The sequence below is a fragment of the Archangium sp. genome (assembly GCF_036277355.1).
In the GTDB taxonomy this organism is placed as follows: domain Bacteria; phylum Myxococcota; class Myxococcia; order Myxococcales; family Myxococcaceae; genus Archangium.
This window is the reverse complement of sequence record NZ_DASUNC010000005.1, coordinates 82731-107890: the sequence shown is the minus strand read 5'-3', so window position 1 is coordinate 107890 and position 25160 is coordinate 82731. Positions and strand designations below refer to the sequence as shown.

Sequence of the window (25160 nt, the reverse complement as noted above, 5' to 3'; positions counted from 1 at the left end):
ACCATGAGTGCCCCGAAGGACAGCAGTGACAACACCGCGCTCTACGTAGCCCTGGCCGCCGTCGTCGTGCTCGGAGGGGGCGGAGCGGTGCTCTACATGAACAACGCCGCGGCGGAGCGCCAGGCTGCCGCCCAGCGCGAGCAGCAGCAGCTCCAGCTTCAGCAGCAGATGTACCAGCAGCAGATGTACCAGCAGCAGCAGGCCCAGCAGCAGCAGGCCCAGCAGCAGCCGGCGGATCCCCTCGGCGCCATCATCGGCGGCCTTGGCAAGGCCCTCGGCAACTTCCTCGGCGGGCTGTAGCCGCCGGCCACACGACGTCAGGAGAAACGCAATGGAGCGTGACTACTCGTTGGAGCCGAGCAAGGTGAGAGCGGACGGGACGTTCGAGGTGGCGAACGCGAACGGCCGTGGCTTCTCCCTGGAGAAGGTGCGGGGGCGCGGGGACTTCCCCGTGCGCGTGACGGTGGATGACAGCACCGTGCCCCTCGTGGTTCGCAGCACGGATTCGTACACGCACGCGACCACCTTCCAGAAGCTCGTGGTGGACACGACGCCGGGCGGAGGTGTGCCGGGGGACCTCTGGCGCGTTGTGATCGCGCCGTCGATCGAAGAGATTCCTCGCACGCGGCTGCGCCGCAACCGGCGTGGGGCGACGTTGGTGGCGGCCGATGCCGCCCGCATCCTCTTCGACATCGACAGCCGGGAGTACCCGGATGGATTCTGGCCACTGTGCAACGGGGACGGGGGAAATTACTACGTCCGGCCCGACGCCCCGTCGCAGTTCTCGACCGCCCGCGGCGCGGGCTGGGACATCAGCGAGTACACGCGCGTCATGCTGGTTGTGGAGCAGTTCTCCCAGTCCGGCCCCTCCCCTCATCTCGTGTCCCTGGGCGCCACGCTGTTTGGGTTGGGATCCACGAACGCCTGGGACGGCATCGCCTTCGCCACGTGTGGCACGGTGAATAACTTCGGGTTCGGCTGGAACGGCCTCTGTGGCTACGCCGCCCTCGGAGGGCCGGCGGCGCTGAAGGACGACTACACCGAGGAGAACCCGCGGAGGTTCCCGGCGGCGTGGTTCCAGGTGGCCGTGGGCGCTGGAGGTCTCAACCTCGATGCGTTCCAGGGCGACTCGTACAACTACTGGCTGCGCATCTACGCGGTGGGCTTCTAGGAATGAGCACGCCCAGCGAGGAGGACAGGAAGAAGCTGGTTGCCCAGCTGCAGGAGGTGAAGAAGCAGTACGAAACGGGCCTGTGGAAGGTGGGCCTCGCGGGCGCCTTCTCCACCAACGCGTTTCTGGGCATGGCCACCCTCACCTACGAGCAAAAGCAGATGAAGCTCGCATGGGAGGACCTCAAGGTCATCGAGGCGAAGTACCTCCCGTGGGCCATTGCCAACAAGCGTCCGGACGGCTCGTTCTACGACCGGGCCCTCTACACGCTCGCGCTGCGCGACGCCGCGTTGCGCATCGAGCAGGCCTCCAAGGCTGCCTGGAATGAGTCCATCTTCACCGCCATCGCCAACATTCCACACGACACGGCGGTGACGGTGAAACAGGCGGCGTCGGACATCGCCGACGCCGTTGCACCGTACCTGCCGGACCCCGAGACACCCGGCAAGTTCCTCTTCTACGCGAAGGTGACGGCCGGGGTGGTGGGAGTGACGGCGGTGCTCCTCGGCACCGCGTACGTCGTGAGGAGCTTCAAGTGATTCTGCTGCTTCTCGTTCCCATTGGCGCGGCGGCAACAGCTGCCGCCGCCGTCCTCGCCGCGCTCGACGCGCGACAGAAAGAGAGAGACGCCGTGATTTCCGTCAGAGCCCTCCGCTACATCGCCCCTGGCCTCTCGGCCGAACGTGCCGCGGAGCTGCAGCCGCTGCTCGTCCGTGCCGTGCGCAGGTTCGGCATTACGGACCCGAAGGACCTCGCTGCCTTCCTGGCACAGACGGCCTTCGAGTCGGACGGCTTCAACGCCTTCGAGGAGTACGCCAGCGGCAAGGCATATGAGGGCCGGCAGGACCTGGGCAACACGCAGCCCGGGGACGGCATGCGCTACAAGGGCCGTGGCCCCATCCAGCTGACGGGCCGGGCCAACTACCGCGCTGCCGGCACCAAGCTCAAGCTGGACCTCGAGGGCAACCCCGCGCAGGTGGCCACCCCCGCGGTGGGGTTTCTCGTGGCGGCCTGGTACTGGTGGAGCCGCGGACTGTCGGCCCTGGGCAGTCAGGGCACGGCCGAGTCCTTCCGCCTCATCACCGTCAAGGTGAACGGCTCCGACAAGACGGTGCCGCAGCGCACCCCCTACTGGCTTCGCGCCAAGTCCGCGCTGGGGGTGGCGTCGTGAATGTGGACCCCGTGCAGGTGGCTGAGGCGCTCGTCACCATCATCACGACGGGAGTGGTTGCCGCGCTGGGCGCCTCCCGGGCCGTCCGCGGCAAGCTGGGCAGCCTGGTTGCCGAGGTGATGAAGGCCGAGTGGCCGGCGCTGCTCAAGTCCCTGCGCAAGGAGCTGCGCCCCGTTGTCCGCGCCGTGGTGCGTGAGGAGGTGGAGCACTTCTCCCGGCGCCTGGCCAACCTCGAGGGCGCTTTCTACGAGCGCCATGGACAGCGCCCCCCGCTCGCGGACGCGTCGCCGCCGCCGAGTCCCGCGGCACAGCACACGGATCCGCGAGACGGGCAGCCGTAGCTCGACGAAACCAGGGCCACCGCTGGCGGTGGCTCGAGCATCCCTTACGCCGAAACAGGAGACACCATGCTGAACCGCATCCGTGCTGCCCTCGCCCAGCTCCTCATGCCCCGCCCCCCCGCTTTCGACCCGTCCGACGTTGGTGAGGAAGCGGATGAGGCGGCGTACCACCGCGGCGAGGCCTACTGCTTCGAGCACGTGGAGTTCGCCCGCGGCAGCGCCGGCATCATCGACGGCCCGGCCCCCATCGTCGTCATGCTCGACCAGCTGCGCGGGATTGCCATGACCCGCACGTCCGCCATCAACCTCGTCGGCGAGTTGCTGGACTGCCTCGACGCGCCCGCCGCCGCCCTCCCGTCCGACACGCGGCAGTCCTAGGAACGTTCCGATGAGCAACCACGTTGACAACACTGGCGATATTCTCCTCCTGCTGTTCGCGGGCGCCCTCGGCGGCGCCACCGCGACGGCCATGGGCTATGCGGCGTGGAAGCACCGCAGCCAGATTGCGGCTCGCGCGGCCGCTGTCGTCGGCCACGGGACAACGAAGGGCAACATTTCGCTCATGACCGCCGAGTCTCGGTTGGAGCGCGCAACGGCCTACCTGACTTCCGCCCGGTCCGAGGCCGCCGCCGGAAGCAACCCCACGAAGGAGTTGGTGCGCGCGTGGCTTGCTTACGCGGAGGGCGCGAGCATCGTGCGGCAAGGCGCTTCCGCGGGGATGGACGTCAGCGCGTTGGAGACGGCGCGCGCGTCCGCCCAGTGGGCGCTCGATGCCTTCACCAACGATATCGCCGCGCGCAGGCTCCTGTGAGCGCGGAAGCAACCCCAGAAAGCCGAGGGACCCGAACCATGTCCAGCGACACGCAGACGAGCAACACCCCTGTCCCCACCAACGATGCCGTGAGCAAGACGAAGCGGCGCGCGCCCGTCGTCATCATCGAGCGCGGCGCCGAGCTGAACCCCATCCAGGACGCCATCCGTGGCGTTGCCTTCGGCGCGGGCTTCAGCGTGGCCTTTCTCTTCATCGCCGGGTGCGCCTGGCGCGCCCACCAGGCCGAGGCGGGCCAGTGAGCACCCCTCGCAATCCCGGCCTTCGCGCGGACGCGGGACTGTGGATGCTGGCCGAGCAGGGGTACACCACGGTCGCCGAGAGCCTCGGTTGGACCGCGTCGACTGGCTTCCCCATCCCGCAGTGGCGCGAGCAGACGGACACCGTGCGGGACGCCGTCTACGACGCGCAGCTCGCCGCCCACGTCGCCCTCTGCCTGTTCACGTAGCTCTCACCGAAGTCCAGGAGGTGCACCATGAAGAGCCAGAAGAGCATCATCATCGCCATCATCGCCGGCCTCTGCGGCCTCGCCGGCACGCTCGCCAACGTCCTGCCGGACGGGCAGCTGCAGAAGGGGGCCGAGAAGGTGGCGAACGTCTGCGAGGCCGGCGGCTTCCGCGCGTACCCGGAGACGGAGGTGCCGCCCCCCGGTGACGACGGCGGCACGGCCCCCTCCCCCACCCTGCCTCCGGTGCTCGAGCTGCCCCCGCCCCCGGGCCAGCAGCGGGCCCAGGTGGCCCCTTCCCCGAGCACCTGGCGCGGCGTGGAGCGCTCGTGGACGTGGCTGCCGGCGAGCGAGCGGTGGCCGGGCGAGTCTCGCGGGTGGCACGGTGGGGCGACTGCGTGACGCTGGATGACGTGCTCGCCGGAGCGCTCCTCCTGGCCATCTTCGGTTGGGGCCTGAGGATTGCGCTGCGCGGCGAGTGGTGAAGCGGAAACGACGGGGCGGGTGGTGAGCGGCGGCCTGGTGCTGCAACTCCCCCGCCCCGTCGCGTTGCGGGCTACGGAACGCAGTAGATCCCGCCGGCCTGCGTCGAGCAGCTCTTGCAGGCCTGTGCCGTCCACGTCCCGCCGGTGCACTTCAGCAGCTGGTTCGGGTTCGCAGCGTCGCACTGACCCGAATTCGCTGCAGAGGCCGGGCAGGCGTCGCCGGCCTGTGCCTTGGTGAGGTCGCAGACGCCGCGATCCTGTCCCGCGACACATCCGGCTCCACCTCGGCAGGGCACGGCGCGGAACACACCTCCCTCGCAGAATAGCGCCGAGGTTGTGGTGTCGCAGGTGATGCCGCCCTCGGGCGTGCACTTGTCGCCCGCCTCCGGGTCGGCGGTGCAGGCGGTCGCGAGAGACAGCAGAGCAGCAAGAGCAATGTGCTTCAACATGGGGGACTCCTGGGCTGGGATGCGGCGCGCAGCGTAGCAGCGCGGGCCTGCAAGCCGACACGGGGGGCCGTACTCCCGGAGTCGAATTGCAGTTCGAGGAGGACCTCGCCCGGGCCGGAGCTCCAGGACCTGACTGAGTCGCCTACGGCGAACTCGTGCTCTCACCCTCAACCGAGCTCGGAACCGGGCGCGGGGTCGCCACTGGGAGCAAGCACTTCCCGTCGTGGGCCGCCGTCTGGGGTGGGCAGTTGGGTGGCTTCTGCTCGAGCGACAGCCAGCAGGCCCCGGAGTACTCCAGCTCGAGGCCGGCGGTGCACGGCGCCCGCTTCTGGTTCGCGACCGGCTTCGGTCCCCCGGCACCAGGTCGCGCCGGCGTTGGCTCCGAGTGAACGTCCGTGGGCCATGCTTCCTGGGCCGCGCTCACCTGCCCCTCGTGGGCCGCTTGAACCACAGGGGACAATGCCGCCGGTGCCAGCACCAGGAGCACCATTCCCAGCGTCGTCGCCCATCCAAGGCCTGGAGATCGGCGAGCTCGCCGCGGCGCTCGAGGCGGGGCCACCTTGAACGGCTCCGCCTTGTGGGCTGGGTGGACCGCAGGCCGAAACTTCAGGTGTCTGGGCGGGGCCTTGTCGCAGGGCATGTCGACAGTCTACCGCGCGGACTGTCACTCAGACGACGTGTGCAGCCCCAATGACCAGGGGGAGTTCCACGCCTCCCCGTCGAAGACGTGCGCGCCGGGCCCGGCGAGACAGCTCCGCCTGGTACTCCGCGCGAAGCTGCTGGTGGTGGGCCCGCAGGATGGCCGCCATTTCGCTGTAGGGGCAGCGCTCGCAGCGAAACCAGTTCCCTGCGCCGTGACGGTGCTTCCGGCACACCCAGCGCTCGCACACGCGGCACTTCCGCCACGCGTACCAGTGGCAGTCCCAGCAGCGGCCAGGCGCGTTGTAGCGAAAGACCATGACCTACGAAGTACACCGGACCGACACAACGTCACGTTTCGCGCTTGAATTTCGCCGCGACTGGAAGCAGGCTTTCCCCGTCCGCCGCAGAGAACTGCGGCGGGCACCGGGGAGTGTAGAAGCACTCGACCCGGTGCCCTGTCTCACGTTGGCGACGTGAGCATCCTGGTGGGTTCGTGCATTTGGCGACGCAGGGACGTACTTGGTCGGCACCTGGAACCCGGAAAGTGTGCACGCCGCCCCTTCTAGGGCGCGTTGTGCGAGCTGAGGAAATGGCCTCAGCGCGCGGTGTCGCTCAATGCGACTGGTTGTCCATGGTGGTAACACGGACGCTCATGATGGCGGCTTGAATACGCCTCATCTGACAAGCGATCTATCAGTAGTCAACCTAATTCGAGATTATCAGACCCAATGTCAGAGGGAAACGGGGTGGAGCCGGCCGTCCACGGGCCTGCTCTCCAGCCCCCTGGAGCCTGGCTTTCGCGCTTCTCGGTCCGGGCCGTTGGGACATAGGGTCTGCGCGCCCTATGCGACTCCTCCGTTTGAGCTTCGCTGTCTGCGCGGCCGCGCTCGCCGTGGCCGGATGCCCCAAGCCCTCCGCCCCTGCCGGTGACGCGGGTGTTCCCGCCGCTGGAGCCGAAACGGCCGTCGACGCGGGCCCGGGCCTCGCGTCGTTCTCGCTCCAGTACACGCACCCGGATGCCGGCCTGGAGGCCATTCCCCTCGTGGGCGAAGAAGAAGGCCGTCCGCTCATCGATCCCACGTCGGCGCTCGAGCTGCGCAGCACCCTGGTGCTCCGCAACTACCGCGTCCGCCTGTTCGACGAGGCCGAGCGTGCCATGGTCTCGGACGACTCCGCCGAGGAATCCCCCAGCGGACTGCTGTACCGGATCTCCCTGCCCACGCCCCTCAAGAGCGGCCACAAGTACACCCTGGTCATCGACGCGCAGACCGGCACGTCGATGACGGACTCCCAGGGCCGCGAGGTCCCCGACATGCGGATTCCCTTCCAGGTCTCCGGCGAAAAGGAAAAGCCGCAGCCGCCGCCCTCCAAGAAACAACGCCGGCGTTGATTCAGTGCTCGTTGCCCGGGAACACCTCCGGCTCCAGGACGTCCGCGGACTCGCGCAGCAGCTCCGCCTCCTTCACGGCCACGAGCACCTCCCGGGCCGCCTCGGGCCGTCCGTACGAGCGCCCGTGGACCACGAGGAACTCCCGGAGCGCATCCCGCAGCTCCAGGCCGGACTGGTAGCGCTCGGCCGGCTCGCGCCGCAACGCCCGGTGCACCACGGCCCGCAGGGGCTCTGAAACCCGCTGGGCGGCCCGCTCCACGTCCTCCGGGCCGAACCGCTGGATGCGTGCAGCCATCTGCGCGATGGGCACCCAGCTGGGCTCCTCGCAATGCGCCTCGGTCAGCGTGGCGGACTCCGGCCCGGACGCCTGGGCCGCCTGTTCCACGTCTTCCAGATCGAACAGGTGCTTGCCCGTGAGCAGCTCCAGCATCACCAGCCCCAGCGAGAACAGATCCGCGCGGTGATCCACCTTCTCCAGCCGCATGCGCTCGGGGGACGCATAGGCGATGTCCCCGCGCAGCACGTTGGCCGTGGTGGCCTCACGCCCGGGCAGCAACGAGTACGCCACGCCGAAGTCCACCAGCTTCACCTCGCCGCTGCTGCCCACCCGGATGTTCTCCGGGTTGACGTCCCGGTGGACGATTCCCAGGGGCCGTCCGTGCTCGTCCGTCCGCGTATGGGCATGGTGGAGCGCGTCCGCGACCTCGGAGATCACGTGGCACACGAAGGCCTCGGACATGGGCCGCTGCCGCATGGCCGTGACGCTCAACACCGTCTCCAGCGAGCGGCCCTCCACGTACTCCATCACCACGTACGGCAGGCCCCCATGCAGCACCAGCTGGTACACCTTGGCGATGCCCGGATGGTCCAGCCGGTACGCCAGCTGCACCTCTTCCTTCAACCGATGCTTCTGCGTCTCACTGACCGGGCGCGACAACCGCTTGATGATCACGGAGCCGGCGGGCCCCTTCGCGTAGCGGCGCCGGGCGAGCAGCAGCTCACCATTGCTGCGCCGTCCCAGCCTGCGGACGAGCTCGTAACGGGTCCCATCCACGGAGAAAAGCAGCCGGGGGTGGTTCGAGGACTCGGGCCTATCGATGGACACTCGGGCTCTCCTTCGCGACGCCAACGCCGCGCCAGTGAAATGCCGGAGGTAGGGCCCAGACGCCGAACCTCCAGCGTCAGCCACCCTACCAGACCCGACTGACACGGCCGCCCGACTTCTGCCCTCGGGTCCGAAGGAACGTCAATCCTGGTGCAGATCCCGATCCTGGGCACGCACCCGCTCGAGCACCCTCAAGTCCCGCTCCGTGGGCCCCAGCTCCATGATGAGCCGGCTCACGTCGTAAAGGACCTCGCCCCGCTCGAACACCGGCACCCGCGGCTCGGCGTCCAGGTTCAGGTCGTCCAGGGCCCGGTTGTACGCCTTGTCCATCAGGGACCGGAGCTGGAACGAGTCGTAGAGGTTGTACTCCACCAGGAAGCGCAGGGCCTCCACGTCCCCGCGCGCCAGGTACGCGCGCCACAGCAGCACCGCGTCCCACCCGTTCACGCCCTTCATGTGCGGTGGCCGCCCCAGCCCCAGCTTGTCCTCGAGCTCCTTCAGCCCGCCGCTCATCCCCAGCCGCCGGCACACGAAGCGCAAATCAATGTGCGCATCCGGCGTCGGGAAGCGCTTGCCGAAGTACTCGCGCAGCACCGGCACGTCGAAGCACGAGCCGTTGAACGTCACCCACAGCCGCCGCTCCGCCATGGCCTCCGGGAGCTCATCCATGTTGCGGCCCTGGATGAAGACGCGCAGGCCCCCGTCATCGAACAGGGCCACCACCGTGGGCTCCTGCTCCTGCTTTCCGTCCGTCTCGATGTCGAAGTAGACCGCGTCGCGCGCGAACTCGGGGTACAGCCGCCAGTGCTCCCGCGGTGGCACCATGGCGGCCAGGGCCTTCAGATCCCGCCGCTCCAGGGCCTCGCGTGCCAGCGCCAGCCGCCGGCGGGCACCCTCGTCCAGCTTCTGGCCGAGCACCGAGCCGTTCTCCGGAAAGTCGTCCCAGGTCTGGATGCCCCGGGCCCACAGGTCCTTCTCCTTCCAGGGACCCACCCCCGGAATGAGCTGGAACGTGCGCCGCAGCATCAGCCCAGCGGACCCCATCTGCCCGCCACCAGGTCCTCCAGGGGCGGAATGTCCGCCTCGCAGAACGGCAGCGCCAGCATCTCCGCCGGCGTCAACCAGGCCAGCGCGTGGGCTCCCAGCGTCTTCGGCTCCCCCGACTCCAGCCGGGCCACGTACAGCGCCAGCTCCACCGTCAGGTCCGAATACTCGTGTCTCCCCGCCCATAGCCGCCTCCCCACGTGGAGCCGCACATCCAGCTCCTCCCGGCACTCCCGAGCCAGCGCCTCCGGCTCGGACTCCCCGGGCTCCACCTTGCCGCCCGGAAACTCCCAGAGGAGCCCCCGGCTCCCACCCGGCAGCCGCTGCTGCACCAGGAACCGCGACCCATCCCCGGGCCGGTGAATCAGGGCGGCCACCACCCGGACCGTCCGCTTCACGGCCGCCTGCGTCAACCGCTCCTCCCATCCAACCGGAGGGAGTACAGGTAGCCGTTGTTGGACAGCACGTACACCTTGCCACCCACCACCCGGGGCGGAGCCGAGATTCCCTCTCCCGGGTTCCACGCCAGGCGCGACTGGCCCGTGCGCGGGTCCACGAAGAGCAACGAGCGCTGTGCTGGCACCAGGAGCATCCCCTTGACCAACACCGGCTCCAGCCCGGCCCTTTCCTCCAGGGTTTGCGACCAGAGGAGCTTTCCGCTGTCGGCCAGGTAGGCATCCAGGCGGTCATCCCCAGTGGCCACCAGCACGTTGCCGTGCAGCAGCAGCGAGGTGAGGCCCTGGGCCACCGAGTTCCACACCACGTCGCCCGTCTCGGCGTCGAGCGCGTAGAGGCCACCGGCGTACGAGGCCGCGTAGACATGGCCCGACTCGTCCAGCACCGGCGAGGTGTCCACGTCCACGAACTGCGTGACCCCGGCCGGCGCCAGCGTCTTCTCCCAGCGGACGCCGCCGTCCTCCAGGTCCAGCGACACCAGCGTGCCGTCGGAGAAGCCCACCCAGGCCGCCTGTCCGCGCACCGCCGGCGTGGACGCCCGGTGGATGGTGAAGCCCGCGGGAGGATCCCTCCGGTACAGCCACGCCAGCTCGCCCGTGGCCCGCTTCACCGCGAACAGGGTGTCGCTCTGCGAGGCCACCAGCACCAGCTCGCCCGCGAGCACCGGCGCCGTCGCCAGCGCCTCGCCCGCCGTGTACTTCCACTTGATCGCGCCCGTCTTGGCGTCCAGCGCGTGCAGCACGCCGTCGGTGCCCGGCACGTAGGCGATGCCGTCGTCCACCGTCGCACCGGCGTAGAAGCGGTTGCCCACCGTGTACCGCCACAGCTCCGTCCCCTCGGGGTCGAAGCTCCGGACCAGGCCGTCCCGGGTGAGCGTGAGGACGCGCTCGTTCTTCGCGTCATACGCCGGCTGCGCGTGCTCGCGAGGGGCGTACTCGAGCAGCATGGGGCTGACGAGCTGCCTCCACCAGTCCACCGTGAAGAAGTGGTGGGGAGGCTGCACCGGCCCGGCGGTGACCGGGTTGCCGTACACCGGGACCGTGGTGCAGGCGCCCAGCAGACCCGCCGCCGCGAGCCCTCCCACCCAACGCTTCCACCCGCTCGCGGTGCGCATGGTCAGGCGCTCACCCCGCGTCCGGCTTCTGGGTGGCCGCGGGCGTCGGCTCGGGCACCTTCACGCCCTGCGCCGCCAGCACCGCCAGCCGCTCCGTGGCCAGCCGCCCGGCGGCCGCGTTGCCCTGCGAGGCCTTCAGGTCCGCCAGCAGCTGCGCCGCCTCGTCCTTCTTGCCCTGCGCAGCCAGGATGCGGGCCTGGTGGTACTGCCCCATGCCCTGCATGAACTCGCCGGAGGCCTCCGCCGTCGACATCTGCTTGAACGACGCGAGCGCCTGGTCCAGCTGGCTCTTGGCCTCGTAGGCGTAGCCCTGGCCCTCGTAGGCCGCGGTCAGCAGCGGAGAGCTCTTCGGGGCGTCCTTCGTGAACTCACCGAAGGTGGCCACGGCGTCGTCATACTTGCCCAGCTTGTACTGGGCCTTGCCCAGCGGCAGCGCCGCCGTCAGCGCGGCCTCCGTGCCCTTGTGATCCGCCCGGAACTTCGTGAGCTCCGTCACGGTCGTCTCGTTCCGCTCCTGCTCGGACTTGAAGGGGGGCAGCTCGCCCGGCGCCGGCTGAAGGGCCACGCCCTCCACCACCGGACGCTCCAGCGATTCGAGCGTCTGGCCGAGCTGCTTGGCCGCCGCCTCCTCGCTCCGGTTGTGGAAGTACTGCACCAGCGCGGCGATCAATCCGCCCACCACGACAACGACCGCGATGGTGCTGATGATCTGACTGCGCTTCATCAGCCAGTCACTGGCCTCGGCGCCGTACAGCTGGAAGGCATCGGGAGCACTCAGCTCCTGCTTCGTCATCTTCTCGGACTTCTCGGCCACGATGGTTCGCACCTCTGTACAGGGTCGAAGGGCGCGCAATCTACGGAGCGCGCACCCACAGTGTCAACGCGGACATCCCTTTAATGCTTGGACTTCCCGGCCAGCTTGGGCCGTTTGCGTGCCGCGCGCTTGGCCTGGCCCGGGCGATCCCGGAACAGCAGCCGGATGGGCACCCGCAGGTCGAACGTCCCGCGCAGCTGGTTGGTGATGTACCGCTTGTACATGTCCGGTACACCGTCCGGCCGGTTGCAGGTGATGGCGAAAGTGGGAGGAGCCGTACCTACCTGGGCCATGTAGTACAACCGGAGCGGACCCCGGCCCACGATGGGCGCCGGGTGGTTGTCCGCCATGTGCTCCAGCAGCCGGTTGAGCTGCGGCGTGGGCGCCCGGTACCGGAACTGCACGGCCAGCTCCACCGCCAGCTCCAGCACCTTCTCCACCTTGGAGCCCGTCAGCGCCGAGGTGAACACGATGGGCGCATAGTGCACGAACTTCAGCGCGTGCTTGAGGTCCTCGCGGAACAGCTCCTGCTTGCGCTTGTCCGTGCTGATCAGATCCCACTTGTTCACCACGATGACCAGCGCGCGGCCCTTCTCCTCGGCGATGCCGGCCAGCTTGGCGTCCTGATCCACCGCCGGCTCCGTGGCGTCCATCAACAGCACCGCCACGTCGCTGCGCTCCATGGACTTCAGCGCCGCCACCACGGAGAACTTCTCCACCCGGTGGGCGATCGTCTTCTTGCGCCGGATGCCCGCCGTGTCCGTGAGGATGACCTTGCGGTCCTTGTACGTCAGCTCCGAGTCGATCGGATCCCGCGTGGTGCCCGGCACCTCGCTGGCCACCACCCGCTTCTCCTTCAGCAGCGCGTTGACCAGGGTGCTCTTGCCCACGTTCGGCCGGCCGATGATGGCCACCCGGATGGGACGGTCCTCCTCCTCGGCGGGCGCGGTCTCCTCGCCCTCCTCGCCACCCTCCCCCGCCTCCGCGGCTTCCTCGGCCTTGGCGGCCTGCTCGCGGGCCGCGAGCTCCTCGGGAGACAGCGGGGGCAGCTTGCCCATCACCGTCTCCATCATCGTGCCCACCCCCAGGCCGTGCTCGGCCGAGATGGGGAACACCTCGCCCAGTCCGAGCCTGAAGAACTCGCCGGCGAGGGCCTGCAGACTGCCCGACTCGCTGTCCAGCTTGTTGGCGGCCACCACCACCGGCTTGCCACTCTGGCGCAGGTAGTGGGCAACGTCCTGGTCCGCCGAGGTCAGACCGACCCGGGCGTCCGTCACGAAGATGATGGCATCACACTCCTCCACCGCCAGCTGCGCCTGCTCGCGCACCTGCTGCAGCAGGGAGTCCTTCTCCCCGGGCACGAAACCGCCCGTGTCGATGATGGTGATGTCCCGGCCGTCATAGTCCACGTCCCAGTAATGCCGGTCGCGGGTGACTCCGGGTTGGTCCTCCACCAGGGCGATACGGCGCCTGGCGAGGCGATTGAAGAGCGTGGACTTGCCCACGTTGGGACGGCCCACGATGGCGACCAGAGGCTTCATGCGCGTACTTCCTACTCGTAACCCAGCTTCTTGAGGCCCTCGGGACGCTCGCTCCAGCGAGCCTCCACCCGGACCCGTAGCGAGAGGTACACGTGCGCCCCCAGCAACCGCTGGATGGCCTTGCGCGCGTCCGTCCCGATCGTCTTCAGCATCTGCCCCTGCTTCCCGATGATGATGGCCTTCTGGCTGTCACGCTCCACGTAGATGGAGGCGGCAATCCGGATGAGGCCCGCGAGCTTGCCCGGGGGCGTTCCTGGCGGTGGCTCGCGCTCGGACTCGTCGAAGAAGTCCACCAGCACCGCCGTGGAGTACGGAATCTCCTGCCGGCAGTGACGCAGCACCTGCTCGCGGATGTACTCGGCCACCAGCGTCTTCTCCGCCTGGTCCGTCAGCACATCCTCGGGGAAGAGTGGATCGCCCTCGGGCATGTGCTGGAGCACCGCCTGGAAGAGCTGTTCCACACCGTCGTCATCCTTCGCGGAGATGGGCACCACCTCGGCGAAGGGGAACTCCTTTCGGTACAGATCGATGAGCGGCAGCAGCACCGGCTTGAGCACGGTGTCGATCTTGTTGATGACCAGGAAGGTGGGCTTGCCCGCCTTCTGCAGCCGCTCGAGGATGAACCGGTTGCCCGGGCTCACCTCGGGTTTCTCCGCGATGCCGCCGGGCTCGACGACGAAGAGGACCAGGTCCACGTCGTCCACCGCCTGCAGCGCCACGTCCACCATGTAGCGGTTGAGCTCGCCCTTGGCCTGGTGGATGCCGGGCGTGTCGAGGAAGGCCACCTGCCCCTCCGGCCGCGTCACCACGCCCAGAATCCGGTTCCGGGTGGTCTGCGGCTTGGGAGAGACGATGGCGAGCTTCTCGCCTGTCAGTTGATTGAGCAGCGTGCTCTTGCCCACGTTCGGACGGCCAATGAGCGCGGCGAACCCGCTGCGGTGTGTCTGCTGAGGAGCCATCTAAAGCTTCGAAGGTCGAAGGTGATCAGGGCGCCCCCTCTGGAGGGGGTTCCCCAAGAACTGCTCGGAACGACATGGAACATCGGACCCGCCGTGAAATGCGGCAACCCGGCGGGCAACCGCCTCCAGGGCGGCTCGGGACGCCTAGGCCGGCGCGGAGGTGCTGATGGTCAGCTTGCTGATGACCACGTCCTTCCTCGGCCGGTCGCCGGCGCCCTTGGGGATCTCGTTGGCGATGCGGTCGGCCACGTCCTGGCCCTTCACGACCTCGCCGAAGATGGTGTGCCGGTTGTTGAGGTGCGGCGTGGGTACCACGGTGATGAAGAACTGGCTGCCGTTCGTGTTCGGACCGGCGTTGGCCATGGCCAGCAGGCCCTTCTTGTCGAACCGGCGGCCGCTCTGGAACTCGTCCTTGAACTTGTACCCCGGCCCGCCGATGCCCTGGCCGAGCGGATCCCCGCCCTGGATCATGAAGTTGCCGATGCAGCGGTGGAAGATCGTCCCGTCATAGAGCGGCTTGCCCGTCATGCGCTCGCGCGTCCCCGGGTGCACCCACTCCTTCTCGCCCGTCGCCAGCCCCACGAAGTTCTGCACCGTCTCCGGCGCGTCCTTCGCGAAGAGCTTCACGACAATCTGACCCTCGGTGGTGTCGAAGGTGGCATAGAGATCATTGCCCGCGCGCGCCTCGTCCATCATTCCCATGGCTGCCTCCCAGATTGAATCCCACTAGCGGATGGGCGCGGGACCTTATGCTCCACCCCCCAGGCGGCCAAGCAGTTTCAGGCCGGGGTGTCGTCCTTCGGACCCGGAACGGCCACCGGCGCCTGCTCGGCTGCCCCCGGAACTCCGGGATTCGGTGTCCCCGGAGGCGCCGCGGCCACCTGCCCCGGCTTCTCGCCCCGGTCCAGCAGCACCAGGGCCCCGTGGGCCGCCGTCTGCTCGGCGTCCTTCTTGCTGCGGCCCGTGGCGCGTGCGTACACGTCCGAGCCCAGCATCACCTCCACCTCGAAGATCTTCTCGTGGTCGGGGCCCACCTCGGAGACGATCTGATAGCGGGGCGTCAGCTTGAGCCTGTCCTGCGCCGCCTCCTGCAGCTTCGTCTTGTAGTCCTGCCGGCTGAGCGCCTGCGCCACACCCTCCAGCGCCTCGGCGAAGTGCCGGTCCACCAGCCCCATCACCGGCTCCAGCCCCGAGCCCAGGTACACGGCGGCGAACACCGCCTCCAGCGCGTTGGCCAGCAGCGAGCTCTTCTCCCGGCCGCCACTCAGCTCCTCGCCCCGGCCCAGCTGCAGCAGCTCGCCCAGCCCCAGCCGCCGAGCGATGCGCGACAAGCCCTCCTCGTTGACGATGCGGGCCCGCAACGGCGTGAGCTCCCCCTCCTTCATCTGGGGGAAACGCTCCATCAGCCGGTGGCCCACCGCCAGGTTGAGCACCGCGTCCCCGAGGAACTCCAGCCGCTCGTTGTCCTGGTGGCCCTCGCCCCGGTGCTCGTTGATCCAACTCTTGTGCGTCAGCGCGGTGAGCCCCAGCTCGGGACGGGGAAACGTCGTCCCCAGCCGCGCCTCCAGGGCCTTCACTCGCTCAGCGGGTTGCAGGGTCGCCACGGCCTCTTCCCAGTTCGAATCCTTCCGCTGCGAAACGGTAGGGTCTCCCCACCGCTTCGAGCAGCACCCACGGCAGGGGAGCCTCCAGGCCCTCCCCCGCCCCGGTATCCAGCCGCACGGCCGTGTCCTACGCCTTCTTGAAGACCTCGCGCGCGATGATGGTGCGCTGGATCTCGCTCGTCCCCTCGCCGATCTCGCACAGCTTGGCGTCGCGCAGGTAGCGCTCGACGGGGAACTCCCGGGTGTAGCCGTAGCCGCCGTGGATCTGCACCGCCTTGTTGCAGGCCCGCGTGGCCACCTCGGAGGCGAACAGCTTGGCCATGGAGGCCTCCTGGCTGTACGGCTGGCCCGCGTCGGCCAGGTGCGCCGCCCGGTACACCAGCAGCCGCGCCGCGTCCGTCTCCGTCTTCATGTCCGCGAACATCCAGCGCAGCCCCTGGAACTCGGAGATGGGCTGGCCGAACGCCGTGCGCTCCCGGGCGTACCGCACCGACTCCTCCAGCGCGCCCCGGGCCAGGCCCACCGCCAGCGCGCCGATGGTGATGCGGCCCTTGTCCAGGATCTTCATCGTGTCGATGAAGCCGTGGTCCACCTCGCCCAGCCGCTGCGAGTCCGCAACCTCCACGTTCTCCAGCACCAGCTCCGCCGTGTCCGAGGAGCGCATGCCCAGCTTGCCGTGGATGGACCGCTGGCTGAAGCCCGGCATCCCCTTCTCCAGGATGAAGGCGGTGACGCCCTTCTGCTTCTTCTCCGGCGACGTGACGGCCAGCACCACGAAGACGCTGCCCACCGTGCCCTGGGTGATGAACATCTTGGTGCCGTTGAGCACCCACTTGTCACCCTTGCGCACCGCCGTGGTCTTCATGCCCGCCGCGTCCGAGCCGCTGCCCGGCTCCGTCAGGCCCCAGGCGCCCAGGTGCTCGCCCGTGGCCAGCTTCGGCAGGTACTTGCGCAGCTGCTCCTTGTTGCCGAACACGCGCAGGTGGCTGGTGCCCAGCCCGTTGTGGGATGCCACGGTGAGGGCCAGCGAGCCGTCGTAGCGGGCGATCTCCTCGACCGCCACCGCCACCGCGAGCGAGTCCATGGCGGCGCCGCCGTACTCCTCGGACACCAGCATGCCCATCACGCCCAGCTCACCCAGCTCCTTCACCACCTCCATCGGGAACTTCTCCTCCTTGTCCCACTCGCGGGCGTAGGGCTTCACCCTGCGCTCGCAGAAGTCACGGAGGGAGGACTGGAGGGCTCGATGGCTTTCGGGAAGTTCGAAGTCCATGGGGGGATGTATAGCAGAGGGTGGAGGGGAGACCGTCAAACCGGGTAGACGCCGTGCTTCTTGGACTCCCGGGGCTGGAAGCGCCGGGAATACAACTCATAACGCTGGAGCAACTCGGTGCGCAGCCGGTCGCCCGGGACGATCTCGTCCACCACCAGCTCGCTCGCCAGCTTGTAGATGTCCACGTCCTGACGGTACTCGTCCCGGAGCTGCTGGACGTAGGCGGCCCGCTCGGCCTCGGGCTTCTCCTGGATCTTGTTGAAGTAGACGGCGTTCACCGCCGCCTCCGGGCCCATCACGGCGATCATCGCCTGCGGCAGCGCCAGCGTGGCGTCCGGCGCGAAGCCCGGCCCGCTCATGGCGTACAGACCCGCGCCGTACGCCTTGCGCACCACCACGCAGATCCTCGGCACGCTCGCCTCGGACACCGCGGAGATCATCTTCGCGCCCGCCCGGATGATGCCCGCGCGCTCCACCTTCGTGCCGATCATGAAGCCCGGCACGTCCGCCAGGTACAAGAGCGGGATGTTGAAGGCGTCGCACAGCCAGATGAACCGCGCCGCCTTGTCCGCCGAGTCCACGAAGAGCACGCCGCCCTTGTACTTGGGCTGGTTGGCCACGATTCCCACCGGCCGGCCGTCGATGCGCGCCAGGCCGGTGATCAGCTCCTGCGCGAAGAGCTTCTTCACCTCGAACCAGCTCCCCTCGTCGATCAGCTCGGCGATGAGCGCGTGCATGTCGAAGGGCTTGTTCTGGTCCGCGGGGATGATCTCGTCCACCCGCTTGCCGCTGGCCTTGGGCGCCTTGGGCTCGGCCCGCGGCGGCGCCTGGGTGAAGTTCTCCGGGAAGAAGGAGATGTACTTCCTGGCCGCTTCAATCGCCTCCTGCTCCGTCTTCACCAGCACGTCGCCCACGCCCGACACCGAGCAGTGCATCTTCGCGCCGCCCATCTCCTCGAGCGTCACCTTCTCGCCGATGACCATCTCGGCCATGCGCGGGCTGCCCAGGTACATGGAGGCGTTGCCGTCCACCATGATGACGATGTCGCAGAACGCGGGGATGTACGCGCCGCCCGCCGCCGAGGGCCCGAAGAGCAGGCACACCTGCGGCACCTCGCCGGACATGTGCACCTCGTTGTAGAAGATGCGGCCCGCGCCCCGCCGGCCCGGGAACATCTCCACCTGATCGGTGATGCGCGCTCCCGCCGAGTCCACCAGGTACAGCAGCGGGCACTTCAGCCCCTTGGCCGTCTCCTGGATGCGGAGGATCTTCTCCACCGTCCGAGCGCCCCAGCTCCCCGCCTTCACCGTGGAGTCGTTGGCCATGATCGCCACCGGACGCCCCGCCACCTTCCCCACTCCGATGATCACGCCGTCCGACGGCAGCTCCGCGTCCACGTTGTTGGCGAGCTTTGCGTCCTCGACGAACGAGCCCTCGTCCACCAGCAGCCGGATGCGCTCACGGGCGAACAGCTTCCCCGTCTCCCGGTTCTTCGCGTGGTACTTCTCGGCTCCGCCCTTCTCGACCTGGGCGATCTTCTCGAGCAGCTTCTGATCGAATGACATGGCGCCGGGGGCATACCAGAAAGGTGCTCGCCTGGCCGCTGTCTCCGTTCACTCCCCACCTTGGACACGCCGCGTCATGCCCCCACTCTGACCGGCAGCCGACGCCTCCCCCCTCCCCCGTCACCCGGACGTTGCCCAGGGGGTTCCCCCCTCGCCCGCCCTCCCTACTTTCACGGCTCGCAGGGGTGGGCTGCCGTGGGGGGAGACCCATCCCTCGGATTGGCTGTGGCCAAGGAGGAGGACGGAATGCTGTTCGCGAAGAAGGCCAAGTGGGCGGTGAAGAGCGACATCTACCGGCGGCTGCTCGCCCGGAAGATCATGAAGGACCTGCCCAGGTTCGCCAAGAACCAGTGGGACGACTTCGACGCCGATGACGTGCTGCGCTACGTGGGCCTCACCACCTACAAGCCCGCCCGCAGCTCGTTCGCCGGCATCGGCGCGTTCGTCATCGGCTGCGCCGTCGGTGGCATCGCCGCGCTCATGCTCGCGCCCAAGACCGGCACCGAGCTGCGCACCGACGTGAAGGACAAGGCCATGGGCTACCTCGGCAAGCAGGGCATCAACGTGGGTCAGGAGAAGACCGCCAGCGCCTAGCCGCTGTCCGGCCATCGAGAGGGAGACGAGGCCCCGGGGAGGCGTGCACACCGCGCGCTTCCAGGGGCCTTTCTTCGTTCAAGGCCCTGAAGTCCTTGGGGTTTTCAGTACACGCGCAGCAACTGGGTCTGGATGTCGAAGTGCGGCCGGCGGAAGTCCGGGATGATCACCTCGCCCCGCGTCTCCTCGAAGTTGCCCGACAACAGCCCCAGCGGCATCAACGCCGAGATGTAGGCCGCGTCGTCGGCCCGGAGCTCGTCCAGCTTCGAGAACCGGATGGTGCGCGAGAAGCTCACGTGCCCATCGACTCCCCAGACGCTGCGCACGTTGCCCGTCGATCTCGCCGCGAAGTGCTCCGACGCGGGCCCGAGCTTCTCCAGCGACGGGGGGACTCGCTCGACCACATACGTGTCGAAGAGCGGATTGCCGGAGCTGTCGAGCAGCTTCACCCCCAGCACCTTGCCCGTGCGCGACTGCTCCAATTCGAGCGTCACGTGCAGCGCGCCCGCGGCCTTGTTGTACGTCTCGAACATGTCCACGGCCGAGGGCCTCGACCGGGCCCGCGCCCCCGCTCCTCCCGAGCGCGCCACGTCCTCCAGCCGATCCGTGCCCGAGGGCCCGCCCGCTCCGTCCGGGCTGCCCGTCGCGCCATAGTTCCCGAAGCTCTTCATCAGATCATGGAAGCCCTTGCCCCGCTCGGGAGTGGCCTTGAAGAAGTGCTTGAACACGCCCTCGTACGCGAAGAGCGGCGCGCCGGAGAGCCCCTTCTCCAGTGCCTTGTCCATCTCTCCGAAGTAGGTGTCCACGAGGCCATTCCGCACGCGCAGGTGCGCCATGCCGTCGTCGAGCATGCCCTGCACGCGGCCCTGGACCCGTGCGTTCTCCTGCGCGCGGAGCTGTTCGGGTGAAGGTCCATCCCCCGGCCTCCACGTGCGTCCGGTGGAGGCTCCCGGTGTGGCGCCCGTGGAGGGTGCAGGGCCCACTGCCAGGCCATCGGGGCCTGGGAACAGGCGCACCTGGCGCGGGACATCCGGAACCTCGGGCGGCGCCTCGGGCTTCGTCTCGGCGAGAGGCTCGGCCGGTGGCGTGGCGGCGGGAGGCGACGCTTCGGCCGTGGCGGTCGGAGGTGGTGGAACGGGAGGCGGCGCGGCGCGTGGGGGCCGCGGCGTGTGACGCGGCGGCCGAGGGGGCTCCACGGCCGGGGGCGGCGTGGGTGGGGGCGGCTCCTGTCGTGGGGGTGGCGTGCGCTCGACCACCTCGAACTGGACCGGCTCCTGACGGGCGCTCAGGAGGAAGGGATCGCGCTTCGGCGGCGCCAGGTACAACAAGAGCCCCAGGCCCAGGTGCAGGGCCAGCGAGAGGATCAGGGCCTGGAGCAGGCGGGAGCGCCGCATCGAATCTCCCACGCTGTCAGAGATGCGCCCTCCACACAAAGGGTGAAGAGAGGCGGCCGTACGGAACCGGTCGGCTCGTCCCCTCCCCTGTCAGCCCAGCATCCGCGTCCTCATGGTCTCGGACCTCGCGTCTGCTCGAACCAGCGGCGCCACGCCGCCATGTCGTCGCCGAAGTCCTGTCCCGCCAGCATCGCGAGCACCTTGCGCGAGGGCTCGCGGTCCAGGTCCGAGCGCATGCCCGCCATCTCCAGAAGCACCTCGCCCGCCTTGTCGAGGATCTGCTGCCGGTGCACGGTGCCCTCCACCTCCATGATGTGCACCAGCGTCCAGCCCGCCTTGTTGCGATCCGTCGCCATCGGGTAACAGAGCGCCTCGAGCACGGGCTCGATCGGCACGATGCCCGGCTTCTTCGACACCTCCTGGGCCGACCCGAGCCGGCGCAGCGCCTCGTTGCGCACGCCCTCGTTCGGATCACGCACCGACGGGAGGATCGCCTTCACCAGCTGCTCGGGCGAGGACAGGTAGGTCAACAGCATGAGCGCGTTCATCCGCTTGCCGCTGTCCTTGTCCTCGCGCAGCACGCGCACGAGCGCATCGGCGTTGCGCGGCACCCCGTCGATGAAACGCTGCTCCATGGGCGCGAGCTCGGGGTGATCGAACCCCCCGTAACACCCCAGCGGCGCCCGGCAGGTGCCCATGCCCCACTCCGGCACCGCCCCCTGGTTCCGCAGCTTCCAGAACGTCTTCAGATAGTTCGACCAGGCCGCGAGCAACCCTTCCGGATCGGCGACCTCTCCCTTCGGCTCGGGGTTGAAGGGCATGCGCCACTCGTCCCCCGTGTCGACCAGATCCACCATCACCCCCATCGTGTGCTTCTGGTCCTGGCCCACCGACATCCGGATGAACGCGAAGGAGTACGTCTCGGAGAGCCGCTTCTTGCTCTCCATGAGGTTCGCGATGAACTCCTTGTTCTGCTGCTCGTTCTTCGTGTCCATCCGCGTGCCCGGTGCAGGCATCGTGACGAGCTCGAGCAGCTTCTCCCGGGGCACCTTGCGCGAGCCGAAGACCTCCACGCCCTTGAACACGTAGATGGACGCGGGCGCGCTGGCCTGGGTGGTGGCGGCGGGCGGCTCGGCCTGACGGGTCGTGGTGGTGCAGCCGGCGAGCAGCGCGAGACTGACGACGATGCGTTTCATTGTTGTGTCCCCCCGGTGCCTGGAAGCAGGCACAGGCGTCACGACTGTAGTGACACGCATTCCGGCTGGCGAGGCGAAGTGGAAGTTTTCACCGGGCGTGGGCCATGATGCGCGCCCCTCGCAGTCCCTGAGGCTCCTCATGCACTCCGCTCCCAAGTTCCGCGTGTGGCCGATCGTCGCCGCACTGCTCTCCACCGGTGTGATGACCCCGGCGTTCGCCGCCGATGCGAAGAAGCCCACTCCCGCGCCCGCCCCGGCTCCGGCTCCCGCGCAGGCTCCCGCCGCCGCGCCCTCCCCTGCTCCGGCCCCCGCGCAGGTCACGGCTCCCGCTGTCCCCGCACCCGAGGCCAAGCCGGAAGACGTGGCCACCCCCGAGTCCGTCGTGGCCGCGCTCTATGACGTCATCTCCGGACCCAAGGGCCAGGCCCGCGACTGGGAGCGCTTCCGTTCCCTCTTCGCTCCCGGCGCGCGGATGATCCCCGCCGGCAAGCGCAAGGACGGCACCTTCGGCTACCGGTTGATCACCCCCGAGGAGTACATCACCTCGTCCGGGAAGCTCCTCGTCGAGGAGGGCTTCCGCGAGCGGGAGATCCATCGCGTCCAGGAGCGCTTCGGCGCCCTCGTGCACGTCTTCAGCACCTACGAGGCCCTGCGCGGCGAGGAGACGAAGCCCTTCATGCGCGGCATCAACAGCATCCAGCTCTTCAACGATGGCAAGCGCTGGTGGTTGCTCACGGTGGCCTGGACGGCCGAGACGCCGGAGCAGCCGCTGCCCGCGCAGTACCTCCCTCCCTCCAAGGGCTGAGGTCAGCGCGCCGCGAGCAGCCCCACGTCCAAATCCGAGGGCGCCCTGACGCCCTTGTCACGGTTCCACGTCACGCTCCACCACGGTGCGTCCCTCCGCGCGTGTGTGGTTCGTGCCTTGCACAGCCGCTCCGGCGCCATCCTTTCCACCGGGAGCTCCGATGCGCTTCAAACCCTTCCTGTTCGCCGTCTGTCTCCTTCAAGCGGCCCTGGCCCTCTCGGTGTCGCTGCGCGCGTCACCCGCCGAGGCCTGCGAGCCGCTCGGGACATGGCTCGACTACTACACGCTCACCGAGAGCTTCCCCGCGGACGGCGCCTCGAATGTCCCGCTCGACACCGTGGTGCTGTTCACCTCACGAACCTGGACGCTCTCGGGCACCCCCGCGAACGACCAGGCCACCTTCCACAACCTCCTCTCCGTCACCGTGACGGACTCCGTCACCGGTGAGCTCGTTCCCGGACGCCTGCACTCCTGGCCTGGAAGCCCCTCGGGTGAGGCGTGGCGGCCCGACTCCCCGCTGCTCCCGGACCGGCGCTACACGTTCGTCGCGGCCCTGCTCCAGAGTGAGCCCCCACCCGAGTGGGTGCAGGGACCCACGGAGCTGCGCGGCTCGTTCACGACCGGAGCGCAGCTGGCTCCGCCGCTCGAGCTGCTCGGAGGGCTGGACGTGGCGCTCGAGTCCTTCGAGCGGGACAAGCTCCAATGCACGCCCGGCGTGTGTCTCCCCTGCCGCAAGACCGGCCGGGAGGTGAGCACCCTCGCCCGGGTCCGGGTCCCCGGTGTCCAGGGTGGACGCGCCATTGGCGCCTATCGATTCGAGCTCTGGGTGACGGACGACACGCCCTACCGCTTCGGTGAGCCGGACCCGCATGAGCACAAGGTCCTGTGGGGCGTCTGGGGGGTGGATACCTCGGGCGAGCCCACCGACACCACCTTCGAGATGCCCCGGCATGATGCCGCGTACACCCCGTGCTTCTCCTGGCGCGTGATCGATCCCGCGGGGAACGCCACCGAGGGCGCTCCGGTCTGCCTGAAGGAGCAAGTCGAGCCCCCTGGGTTCGCCTTCGGGTGCTCGGTGGCTCGGGATGCGCGGGGCGCTCAAGGCACGGCGTTCCTGGTGCTCCTGGGCGCGATGCTCACCGTGTGGCGCGTCCGCCGCCGGCCCCTGGCCTGAGCGTCCCGGGATGATGAACGGGGGAAGGACTCTCTCCCCTGCCCCCTGTCCGAACCGGCCGCTATAGTCGCCGTGACCAGACACGGGGCGAGACTATGGGCACCAGCGGCACCCTGGAGACTCTCGGCGGCAACGGTGGGGGTCTGGACGCCTTCCTGCGAGGGCTCCTGGTGCTGTTCGTCCTCTCGCTGGCGGTCGAGCGCATCTCGTCGGTGTTCAAGCACCGCAACTGGCAACCCCTCCGGCCCCGGATGCGCTTCGGGAAGAAAGAAGCCGGCGGCAACCTCCAGGTCGACCTGCGGACCGGCGACACCTATATCGGCTCGGCGAAGCAGCCCGTGCCGATCGCGCTCGGCGGCGACGAGGTGGATCGGCTCACCCGGACCGCCAACTCCGAGAACACGCTGTTCATCGGGCTCCTGATCGCGCTCGTCTCGGGGGCGAACGCCTTCCTGGGCACGTGCGGTTGGCCCAATCCCACCCAGAGCGGTTCCCCCATCCGCGCCACCCTCACCTTCGTGGGGCAGGTCCTCCTCACCGGTGCGGCCGCGGCCATCGGCGCGTCCTTCTGGGACGAGCTGCTCGGCATGCTGACCGAGTCCCGGCGCGTCCGTTCCGCCCAGGTGCAACAGAAGTCGTCGGACACGCCGCCCTCGCCCCAGCCAGGCACGCCGCTGACACCGGCCACGCCCCCGGCGAGCACCGCCGTGCAGCTCGGGCAACTGCGTCAGGCCGCGCAGCTCAAGCTGCCCGAGCTCCAGCAGCTCCAGGGCGTGAAGCAGGTCCGCCTGGTGGACGCGCCCCGGAGGTGGGCGTCCCATCCCTGTCTGGAGTTCCGCGTGGAGCTGGAGCCGGGTGCTCCCGCCCCGCCGGCCGAGATCAAGGTCCACGTCGGAGGCGTCGAGCACTCCATCCCGGTGACGAGATGATCGGCGGCTGGTCGGCGGCCAACCTCGGCCTCTTCTACCGGAACCAGCCGCTCGAGGGTGCCTTCACCCCGGTGGCGGCGATCGAGGCCTCCGCCTGGAACCGCTCGCAGGTGGCCAGCGGTCTGCTGGTGCACCCGCGGCTGGTGCTGACGGTGGCGCACGCCGTGCTGTTCCGCGCGGGAGCCCAGCTCTTCGCCGCGGCCCAGGTGAAGGTCGACCTGGGCAACGTCCGGGCCTGGGCCGATGCCGTGGTCATCCCCTCGCGCTTCCTCGAGAGCGCCGGCTTCCTGGGCACCCTGGATCTGGCGGTGCTGCGCATGCCCATGGAGGTGAGCGGACCGCTCGATCCGCCCCTGCTCGCCGACTCGGCGAGGGACGGCGAGGCCATGCTGTGGGGCTGGACCCTCGTGCGGCCGCGCACCCAGGTGTCCATCCCCGTCACCGTCACCACCGGCGAGGATGGCCACCTGCACTACCCCGCCGCCAACCTCCCGGCCTTCAGTGGAGGCCCCTTGTTGCGCAGCACCGGCCCGGGCCAGCCGGACGAGCTCATCGGCCTCCACCGCGCCTTCCACGCCGACACCCACCAGGGTGAGGCCATTCCGTTCTCCAGCGATGACGTGCTCGAGGCCATGCACGCGCTGGGTTTCGACGTCTAGACACCGAGAAA

General features: G+C 69.0%; 30 protein-coding genes. 16 read left to right on the top strand and 14 right to left on the bottom strand.

What is annotated here, in order from left to right; genetic code table 11:
- The first annotated feature begins 3 nt into the window (after nucleotides 1-3).
- The 10 genes from VFZ09_RS01215 (at nucleotide 4) to VFZ09_RS01170 (ending at nucleotide 4359) form a co-directional block, all read left to right on the top strand.
- Entirely contained in the window at nucleotides 4-300 is a 297-nt protein-coding gene (locus tag VFZ09_RS01215; RefSeq protein ID WP_329725581.1) for a hypothetical protein, read from the top strand.
- Between the two features lie 31 nt (nucleotides 301-331).
- Nucleotides 332-1171 (top strand): hypothetical protein, encoded by an 840-nt coding sequence (locus tag VFZ09_RS01210; RefSeq protein ID WP_329725580.1) that lies wholly within the window; start codon nucleotides 332-334, stop codon nucleotides 1169-1171.
- Between the two features lie 2 nt (nucleotides 1172-1173).
- Nucleotides 1174-1710: a hypothetical protein gene (locus VFZ09_RS01205; protein ID WP_329725579.1), complete on the top strand. Its 537-nt coding sequence runs from the start codon at nucleotides 1174-1176 to the stop codon at nucleotides 1708-1710.
- Nucleotides 1707-2342, top strand: a complete 636-nt coding sequence (locus VFZ09_RS01200) for a glycoside hydrolase family 19 protein (protein ID WP_329725578.1) — start codon at nucleotides 1707-1709, stop codon at nucleotides 2340-2342. The genes VFZ09_RS01205 and VFZ09_RS01200 overlap by 4 nt, the downstream gene beginning before the upstream one ends.
- A complete protein-coding gene (locus tag VFZ09_RS01195; protein WP_329725577.1) occupies nucleotides 2339-2683 on the top strand; it encodes a hypothetical protein in 345 nt (114 codons plus the stop codon). Before VFZ09_RS01200 ends, VFZ09_RS01195 begins: the two co-directional genes overlap by 4 nt.
- A 66-nt stretch (nucleotides 2684-2749) precedes the next feature.
- Nucleotides 2750-3061 (top strand): hypothetical protein, encoded by a 312-nt coding sequence (locus VFZ09_RS01190; RefSeq protein WP_329725576.1) that lies wholly within the window; start codon nucleotides 2750-2752, stop codon nucleotides 3059-3061.
- Between the two features lie 10 nt (nucleotides 3062-3071).
- Nucleotides 3072-3494 carry a hypothetical protein gene (locus tag VFZ09_RS01185; RefSeq protein WP_329725575.1) on the top strand — a complete coding sequence of 141 codons (423 nt, stop codon included), beginning with the start codon at nucleotides 3072-3074 and terminating at the stop codon, nucleotides 3492-3494.
- Between the two features lie 38 nt (nucleotides 3495-3532).
- On the top strand, nucleotides 3533-3754 hold the full coding sequence (locus tag VFZ09_RS01180) for a hypothetical protein (RefSeq protein WP_329725574.1): 222 nt from the start codon (nucleotides 3533-3535) through the stop codon (nucleotides 3752-3754).
- Nucleotides 3751-3960, top strand: coding sequence for a hypothetical protein (locus tag VFZ09_RS01175; protein ID WP_329725573.1), 210 nt, complete (start codon nucleotides 3751-3753; stop codon nucleotides 3958-3960). The genes VFZ09_RS01180 and VFZ09_RS01175 overlap by 4 nt, the downstream gene beginning before the upstream one ends.
- A 27-nt stretch (nucleotides 3961-3987) precedes the next feature.
- Entirely contained in the window at nucleotides 3988-4359 is a 372-nt protein-coding gene (locus tag VFZ09_RS01170; protein WP_329725572.1) for a hypothetical protein, read from the top strand.
- A gap of 154 nt (nucleotides 4360-4513) precedes the next feature.
- Here the strand turns inward: VFZ09_RS01170 and VFZ09_RS01165 are convergent, their stop codons facing one another.
- On the bottom strand, nucleotides 4514-4891 hold the full coding sequence (locus VFZ09_RS01165) for a hypothetical protein (protein ID WP_329725571.1): 378 nt from the start codon (nucleotides 4889-4891) through the stop codon (nucleotides 4514-4516).
- 1486 nt (nucleotides 4892-6377) lie between these two features.
- Here VFZ09_RS01165 and VFZ09_RS01160 point away from each other — a divergent pair.
- A complete protein-coding gene (locus VFZ09_RS01160; RefSeq protein WP_329725570.1) occupies nucleotides 6378-6923 on the top strand; it encodes a hypothetical protein in 546 nt (181 codons plus the stop codon).
- Nucleotide 6924: 1 nt separating this feature from the next.
- Here VFZ09_RS01160 and VFZ09_RS01155 read toward each other — a convergent pair whose 3' ends face one another.
- From VFZ09_RS01155 to VFZ09_RS01105, 11 genes are all read right to left on the bottom strand, one after another.
- Entirely contained in the window at nucleotides 6925-8028 is a 1104-nt protein-coding gene (locus tag VFZ09_RS01155) for a serine/threonine-protein kinase (protein WP_329725569.1), read from the bottom strand.
- Between the two features lie 141 nt (nucleotides 8029-8169).
- Nucleotides 8170-9054, bottom strand: coding sequence for a ribonuclease H-like domain-containing protein (locus VFZ09_RS01150; RefSeq protein ID WP_329725616.1), 885 nt, complete (start codon nucleotides 9052-9054; stop codon nucleotides 8170-8172).
- Nucleotides 9054-9485, bottom strand: coding sequence for a (deoxy)nucleoside triphosphate pyrophosphohydrolase (locus VFZ09_RS01145; RefSeq protein ID WP_329725568.1), 432 nt, complete (start codon nucleotides 9483-9485; stop codon nucleotides 9054-9056). Before VFZ09_RS01145 ends, VFZ09_RS01150 begins: the two co-directional genes overlap by 1 nt.
- Nucleotides 9482-10642: a PQQ-binding-like beta-propeller repeat protein gene (locus VFZ09_RS01140; RefSeq protein WP_329725567.1), complete on the bottom strand. Its 1161-nt coding sequence runs from the start codon at nucleotides 10640-10642 to the stop codon at nucleotides 9482-9484. The genes VFZ09_RS01145 and VFZ09_RS01140 overlap by 4 nt, the downstream gene beginning before the upstream one ends.
- 10 nt (nucleotides 10643-10652) lie before the next feature.
- Nucleotides 10653-11456, bottom strand: coding sequence for a tetratricopeptide repeat protein (locus VFZ09_RS01135; RefSeq protein WP_329725566.1), 804 nt, complete (start codon nucleotides 11454-11456; stop codon nucleotides 10653-10655).
- A gap of 80 nt (nucleotides 11457-11536) precedes the next feature.
- Nucleotides 11537-12997 (bottom strand): ribosome biogenesis GTPase Der, encoded by a 1461-nt coding sequence (der, locus tag VFZ09_RS01130; protein WP_329725565.1) that lies wholly within the window; start codon nucleotides 12995-12997, stop codon nucleotides 11537-11539.
- Between the two features lie 11 nt (nucleotides 12998-13008).
- Complete coding sequence (gene era / locus VFZ09_RS01125; RefSeq protein WP_329725564.1) at nucleotides 13009-13956, bottom strand: GTPase Era; 948 nt, start codon at nucleotides 13954-13956, stop codon at nucleotides 13009-13011.
- 144 nt (nucleotides 13957-14100) lie between these two features.
- Nucleotides 14101-14658 carry a peptidylprolyl isomerase gene (locus VFZ09_RS01120; RefSeq protein WP_329725563.1) on the bottom strand — a complete coding sequence of 186 codons (558 nt, stop codon included), beginning with the start codon at nucleotides 14656-14658 and terminating at the stop codon, nucleotides 14101-14103.
- A 77-nt stretch (nucleotides 14659-14735) separates the two neighbouring features.
- The gene (gene rnc / locus VFZ09_RS01115; RefSeq protein ID WP_329725562.1) at nucleotides 14736-15560 is read right to left on the bottom strand and encodes a ribonuclease III; all 825 of its coding nucleotides are present in this window, start codon (nucleotides 15558-15560) and stop codon (nucleotides 14736-14738) included.
- 127 nt (nucleotides 15561-15687) lie between these two features.
- Nucleotides 15688-16833: an acyl-CoA dehydrogenase family protein gene (locus VFZ09_RS01110; RefSeq protein WP_329725561.1), complete on the bottom strand. Its 1146-nt coding sequence runs from the start codon at nucleotides 16831-16833 to the stop codon at nucleotides 15688-15690.
- Nucleotides 16834-16868: 35 nt separating this feature from the next.
- Nucleotides 16869-18398 (bottom strand): acyl-CoA carboxylase subunit beta, encoded by a 1530-nt coding sequence (locus VFZ09_RS01105; RefSeq protein WP_329725560.1) that lies wholly within the window; start codon nucleotides 18396-18398, stop codon nucleotides 16869-16871.
- 246 nt (nucleotides 18399-18644) lie between these two features.
- On the opposite strand from VFZ09_RS01105, the gene VFZ09_RS01100 reads away from it, so the two are divergent.
- Nucleotides 18645-18992, top strand: a complete 348-nt coding sequence (locus VFZ09_RS01100; RefSeq protein WP_329725559.1) for a YtxH domain-containing protein — start codon at nucleotides 18645-18647, stop codon at nucleotides 18990-18992.
- A gap of 104 nt (nucleotides 18993-19096) precedes the next feature.
- On the opposite strand, the gene VFZ09_RS01095 is transcribed toward VFZ09_RS01100, so the two are convergent.
- On the bottom strand, nucleotides 19097-20386 hold the full coding sequence (locus tag VFZ09_RS01095; RefSeq protein WP_329725558.1) for a hypothetical protein: 1290 nt from the start codon (nucleotides 20384-20386) through the stop codon (nucleotides 19097-19099).
- A 110-nt stretch (nucleotides 20387-20496) separates the two neighbouring features.
- Nucleotides 20497-21582 (bottom strand): HEAT repeat domain-containing protein, encoded by a 1086-nt coding sequence (locus tag VFZ09_RS01090; protein ID WP_329725557.1) that lies wholly within the window; start codon nucleotides 21580-21582, stop codon nucleotides 20497-20499.
- A gap of 139 nt (nucleotides 21583-21721) precedes the next feature.
- Between VFZ09_RS01090 and VFZ09_RS01085 the strand changes: the two genes are divergently transcribed.
- The 4 genes from VFZ09_RS01085 to VFZ09_RS01070 all read left to right on the top strand — a co-directional run bounded on the left by VFZ09_RS01085 (nucleotide 21722) and on the right by VFZ09_RS01070 (nucleotide 25149).
- Nucleotides 21722-22387 (top strand): nuclear transport factor 2 family protein, encoded by a 666-nt coding sequence (locus VFZ09_RS01085; protein WP_329725556.1) that lies wholly within the window; start codon nucleotides 21722-21724, stop codon nucleotides 22385-22387.
- 160 nt (nucleotides 22388-22547) lie between these two features.
- Nucleotides 22548-23561 (top strand): hypothetical protein, encoded by a 1014-nt coding sequence (locus tag VFZ09_RS01080; RefSeq protein WP_329725555.1) that lies wholly within the window; start codon nucleotides 22548-22550, stop codon nucleotides 23559-23561.
- Nucleotides 23562-23656: 95 nt separating this feature from the next.
- A complete protein-coding gene (locus tag VFZ09_RS01075) occupies nucleotides 23657-24490 on the top strand; it encodes a hypothetical protein (RefSeq protein ID WP_329725554.1) in 834 nt (277 codons plus the stop codon).
- Nucleotides 24487-25149, top strand: coding sequence for a trypsin-like peptidase domain-containing protein (locus VFZ09_RS01070; RefSeq protein ID WP_329725553.1), 663 nt, complete (start codon nucleotides 24487-24489; stop codon nucleotides 25147-25149). The genes VFZ09_RS01075 and VFZ09_RS01070 overlap by 4 nt, the downstream gene beginning before the upstream one ends.
- Nucleotides 25150-25160: the final 11 nt, after the last annotated feature.

What these genes read in the sequence shown, in the direction of transcription:
- VFZ09_RS01215 (WP_329725581.1), top strand. Translation starts at nt 4, where the DNA reads ATGAGTGCCCCGAAGGACAGCAGTGACAACACCGCGCTCTACGTAGCC.
- VFZ09_RS01210 (WP_329725580.1), top strand. Translation starts at nt 332, where the DNA reads ATGGAGCGTGACTACTCGTTGGAGCCGAGCAAGGTGAGAGCGGACGGG.
- VFZ09_RS01205 (WP_329725579.1), top strand. Translation starts at nt 1,174, where the DNA reads ATGAGCACGCCCAGCGAGGAGGACAGGAAGAAGCTGGTTGCCCAGCTG.
- VFZ09_RS01190 (WP_329725576.1), top strand. Translation starts at nt 2,750, where the DNA reads ATGCTGAACCGCATCCGTGCTGCCCTCGCCCAGCTCCTCATGCCCCGC.
- VFZ09_RS01185 (WP_329725575.1), top strand. Translation starts at nt 3,072, where the DNA reads ATGAGCAACCACGTTGACAACACTGGCGATATTCTCCTCCTGCTGTTC.
- VFZ09_RS01180 (WP_329725574.1), top strand. Translation starts at nt 3,533, where the DNA reads ATGTCCAGCGACACGCAGACGAGCAACACCCCTGTCCCCACCAACGAT.
- VFZ09_RS01170 (WP_329725572.1), top strand. Translation starts at nt 3,988, where the DNA reads ATGAAGAGCCAGAAGAGCATCATCATCGCCATCATCGCCGGCCTCTGC.
- VFZ09_RS01165 (WP_329725571.1), bottom strand. Translation starts at nt 4,891, where the DNA reads ATGTTGAAGCACATTGCTCTTGCTGCTCTGCTGTCTCTCGCGACCGCC.
- VFZ09_RS01160 (WP_329725570.1), top strand. Translation starts at nt 6,378, where the DNA reads ATGCGACTCCTCCGTTTGAGCTTCGCTGTCTGCGCGGCCGCGCTCGCC.
- VFZ09_RS01150 (WP_329725616.1), bottom strand. Translation starts at nt 9,054, where the DNA reads ATGCTGCGGCGCACGTTCCAGCTCATTCCGGGGGTGGGTCCCTGGAAG.
- VFZ09_RS01140 (WP_329725567.1), bottom strand. Translation starts at nt 10,642, where the DNA reads ATGCGCACCGCGAGCGGGTGGAAGCGTTGGGTGGGAGGGCTCGCGGCG.
- der (WP_329725565.1), bottom strand. Translation starts at nt 12,997, where the DNA reads ATGAAGCCTCTGGTCGCCATCGTGGGCCGTCCCAACGTGGGCAAGTCC.
- era (WP_329725564.1), bottom strand. Translation starts at nt 13,956, where the DNA reads ATGGCTCCTCAGCAGACACACCGCAGCGGGTTCGCCGCGCTCATTGGC.
- VFZ09_RS01120 (WP_329725563.1), bottom strand. Translation starts at nt 14,658, where the DNA reads ATGGGAATGATGGACGAGGCGCGCGCGGGCAATGATCTCTATGCCACC.
- VFZ09_RS01110 (WP_329725561.1), bottom strand. Translation starts at nt 16,833, where the DNA reads ATGGACTTCGAACTTCCCGAAAGCCATCGAGCCCTCCAGTCCTCCCTC.
- VFZ09_RS01105 (WP_329725560.1), bottom strand. Translation starts at nt 18,398, where the DNA reads ATGTCATTCGATCAGAAGCTGCTCGAGAAGATCGCCCAGGTCGAGAAG.
- VFZ09_RS01100 (WP_329725559.1), top strand. Translation starts at nt 18,645, where the DNA reads ATGCTGTTCGCGAAGAAGGCCAAGTGGGCGGTGAAGAGCGACATCTAC.
- VFZ09_RS01095 (WP_329725558.1), bottom strand. Translation starts at nt 20,386, where the DNA reads ATGCGGCGCTCCCGCCTGCTCCAGGCCCTGATCCTCTCGCTGGCCCTG.
- VFZ09_RS01090 (WP_329725557.1), bottom strand. Translation starts at nt 21,582, where the DNA reads ATGAAACGCATCGTCGTCAGTCTCGCGCTGCTCGCCGGCTGCACCACC.
- VFZ09_RS01085 (WP_329725556.1), top strand. Translation starts at nt 21,722, where the DNA reads ATGCACTCCGCTCCCAAGTTCCGCGTGTGGCCGATCGTCGCCGCACTG.
- VFZ09_RS01080 (WP_329725555.1), top strand. Translation starts at nt 22,548, where the DNA reads ATGCGCTTCAAACCCTTCCTGTTCGCCGTCTGTCTCCTTCAAGCGGCC.
- VFZ09_RS01075 (WP_329725554.1), top strand. Translation starts at nt 23,657, where the DNA reads ATGGGCACCAGCGGCACCCTGGAGACTCTCGGCGGCAACGGTGGGGGT.
- VFZ09_RS01070 (WP_329725553.1), top strand. Translation starts at nt 24,487, where the DNA reads ATGATCGGCGGCTGGTCGGCGGCCAACCTCGGCCTCTTCTACCGGAAC.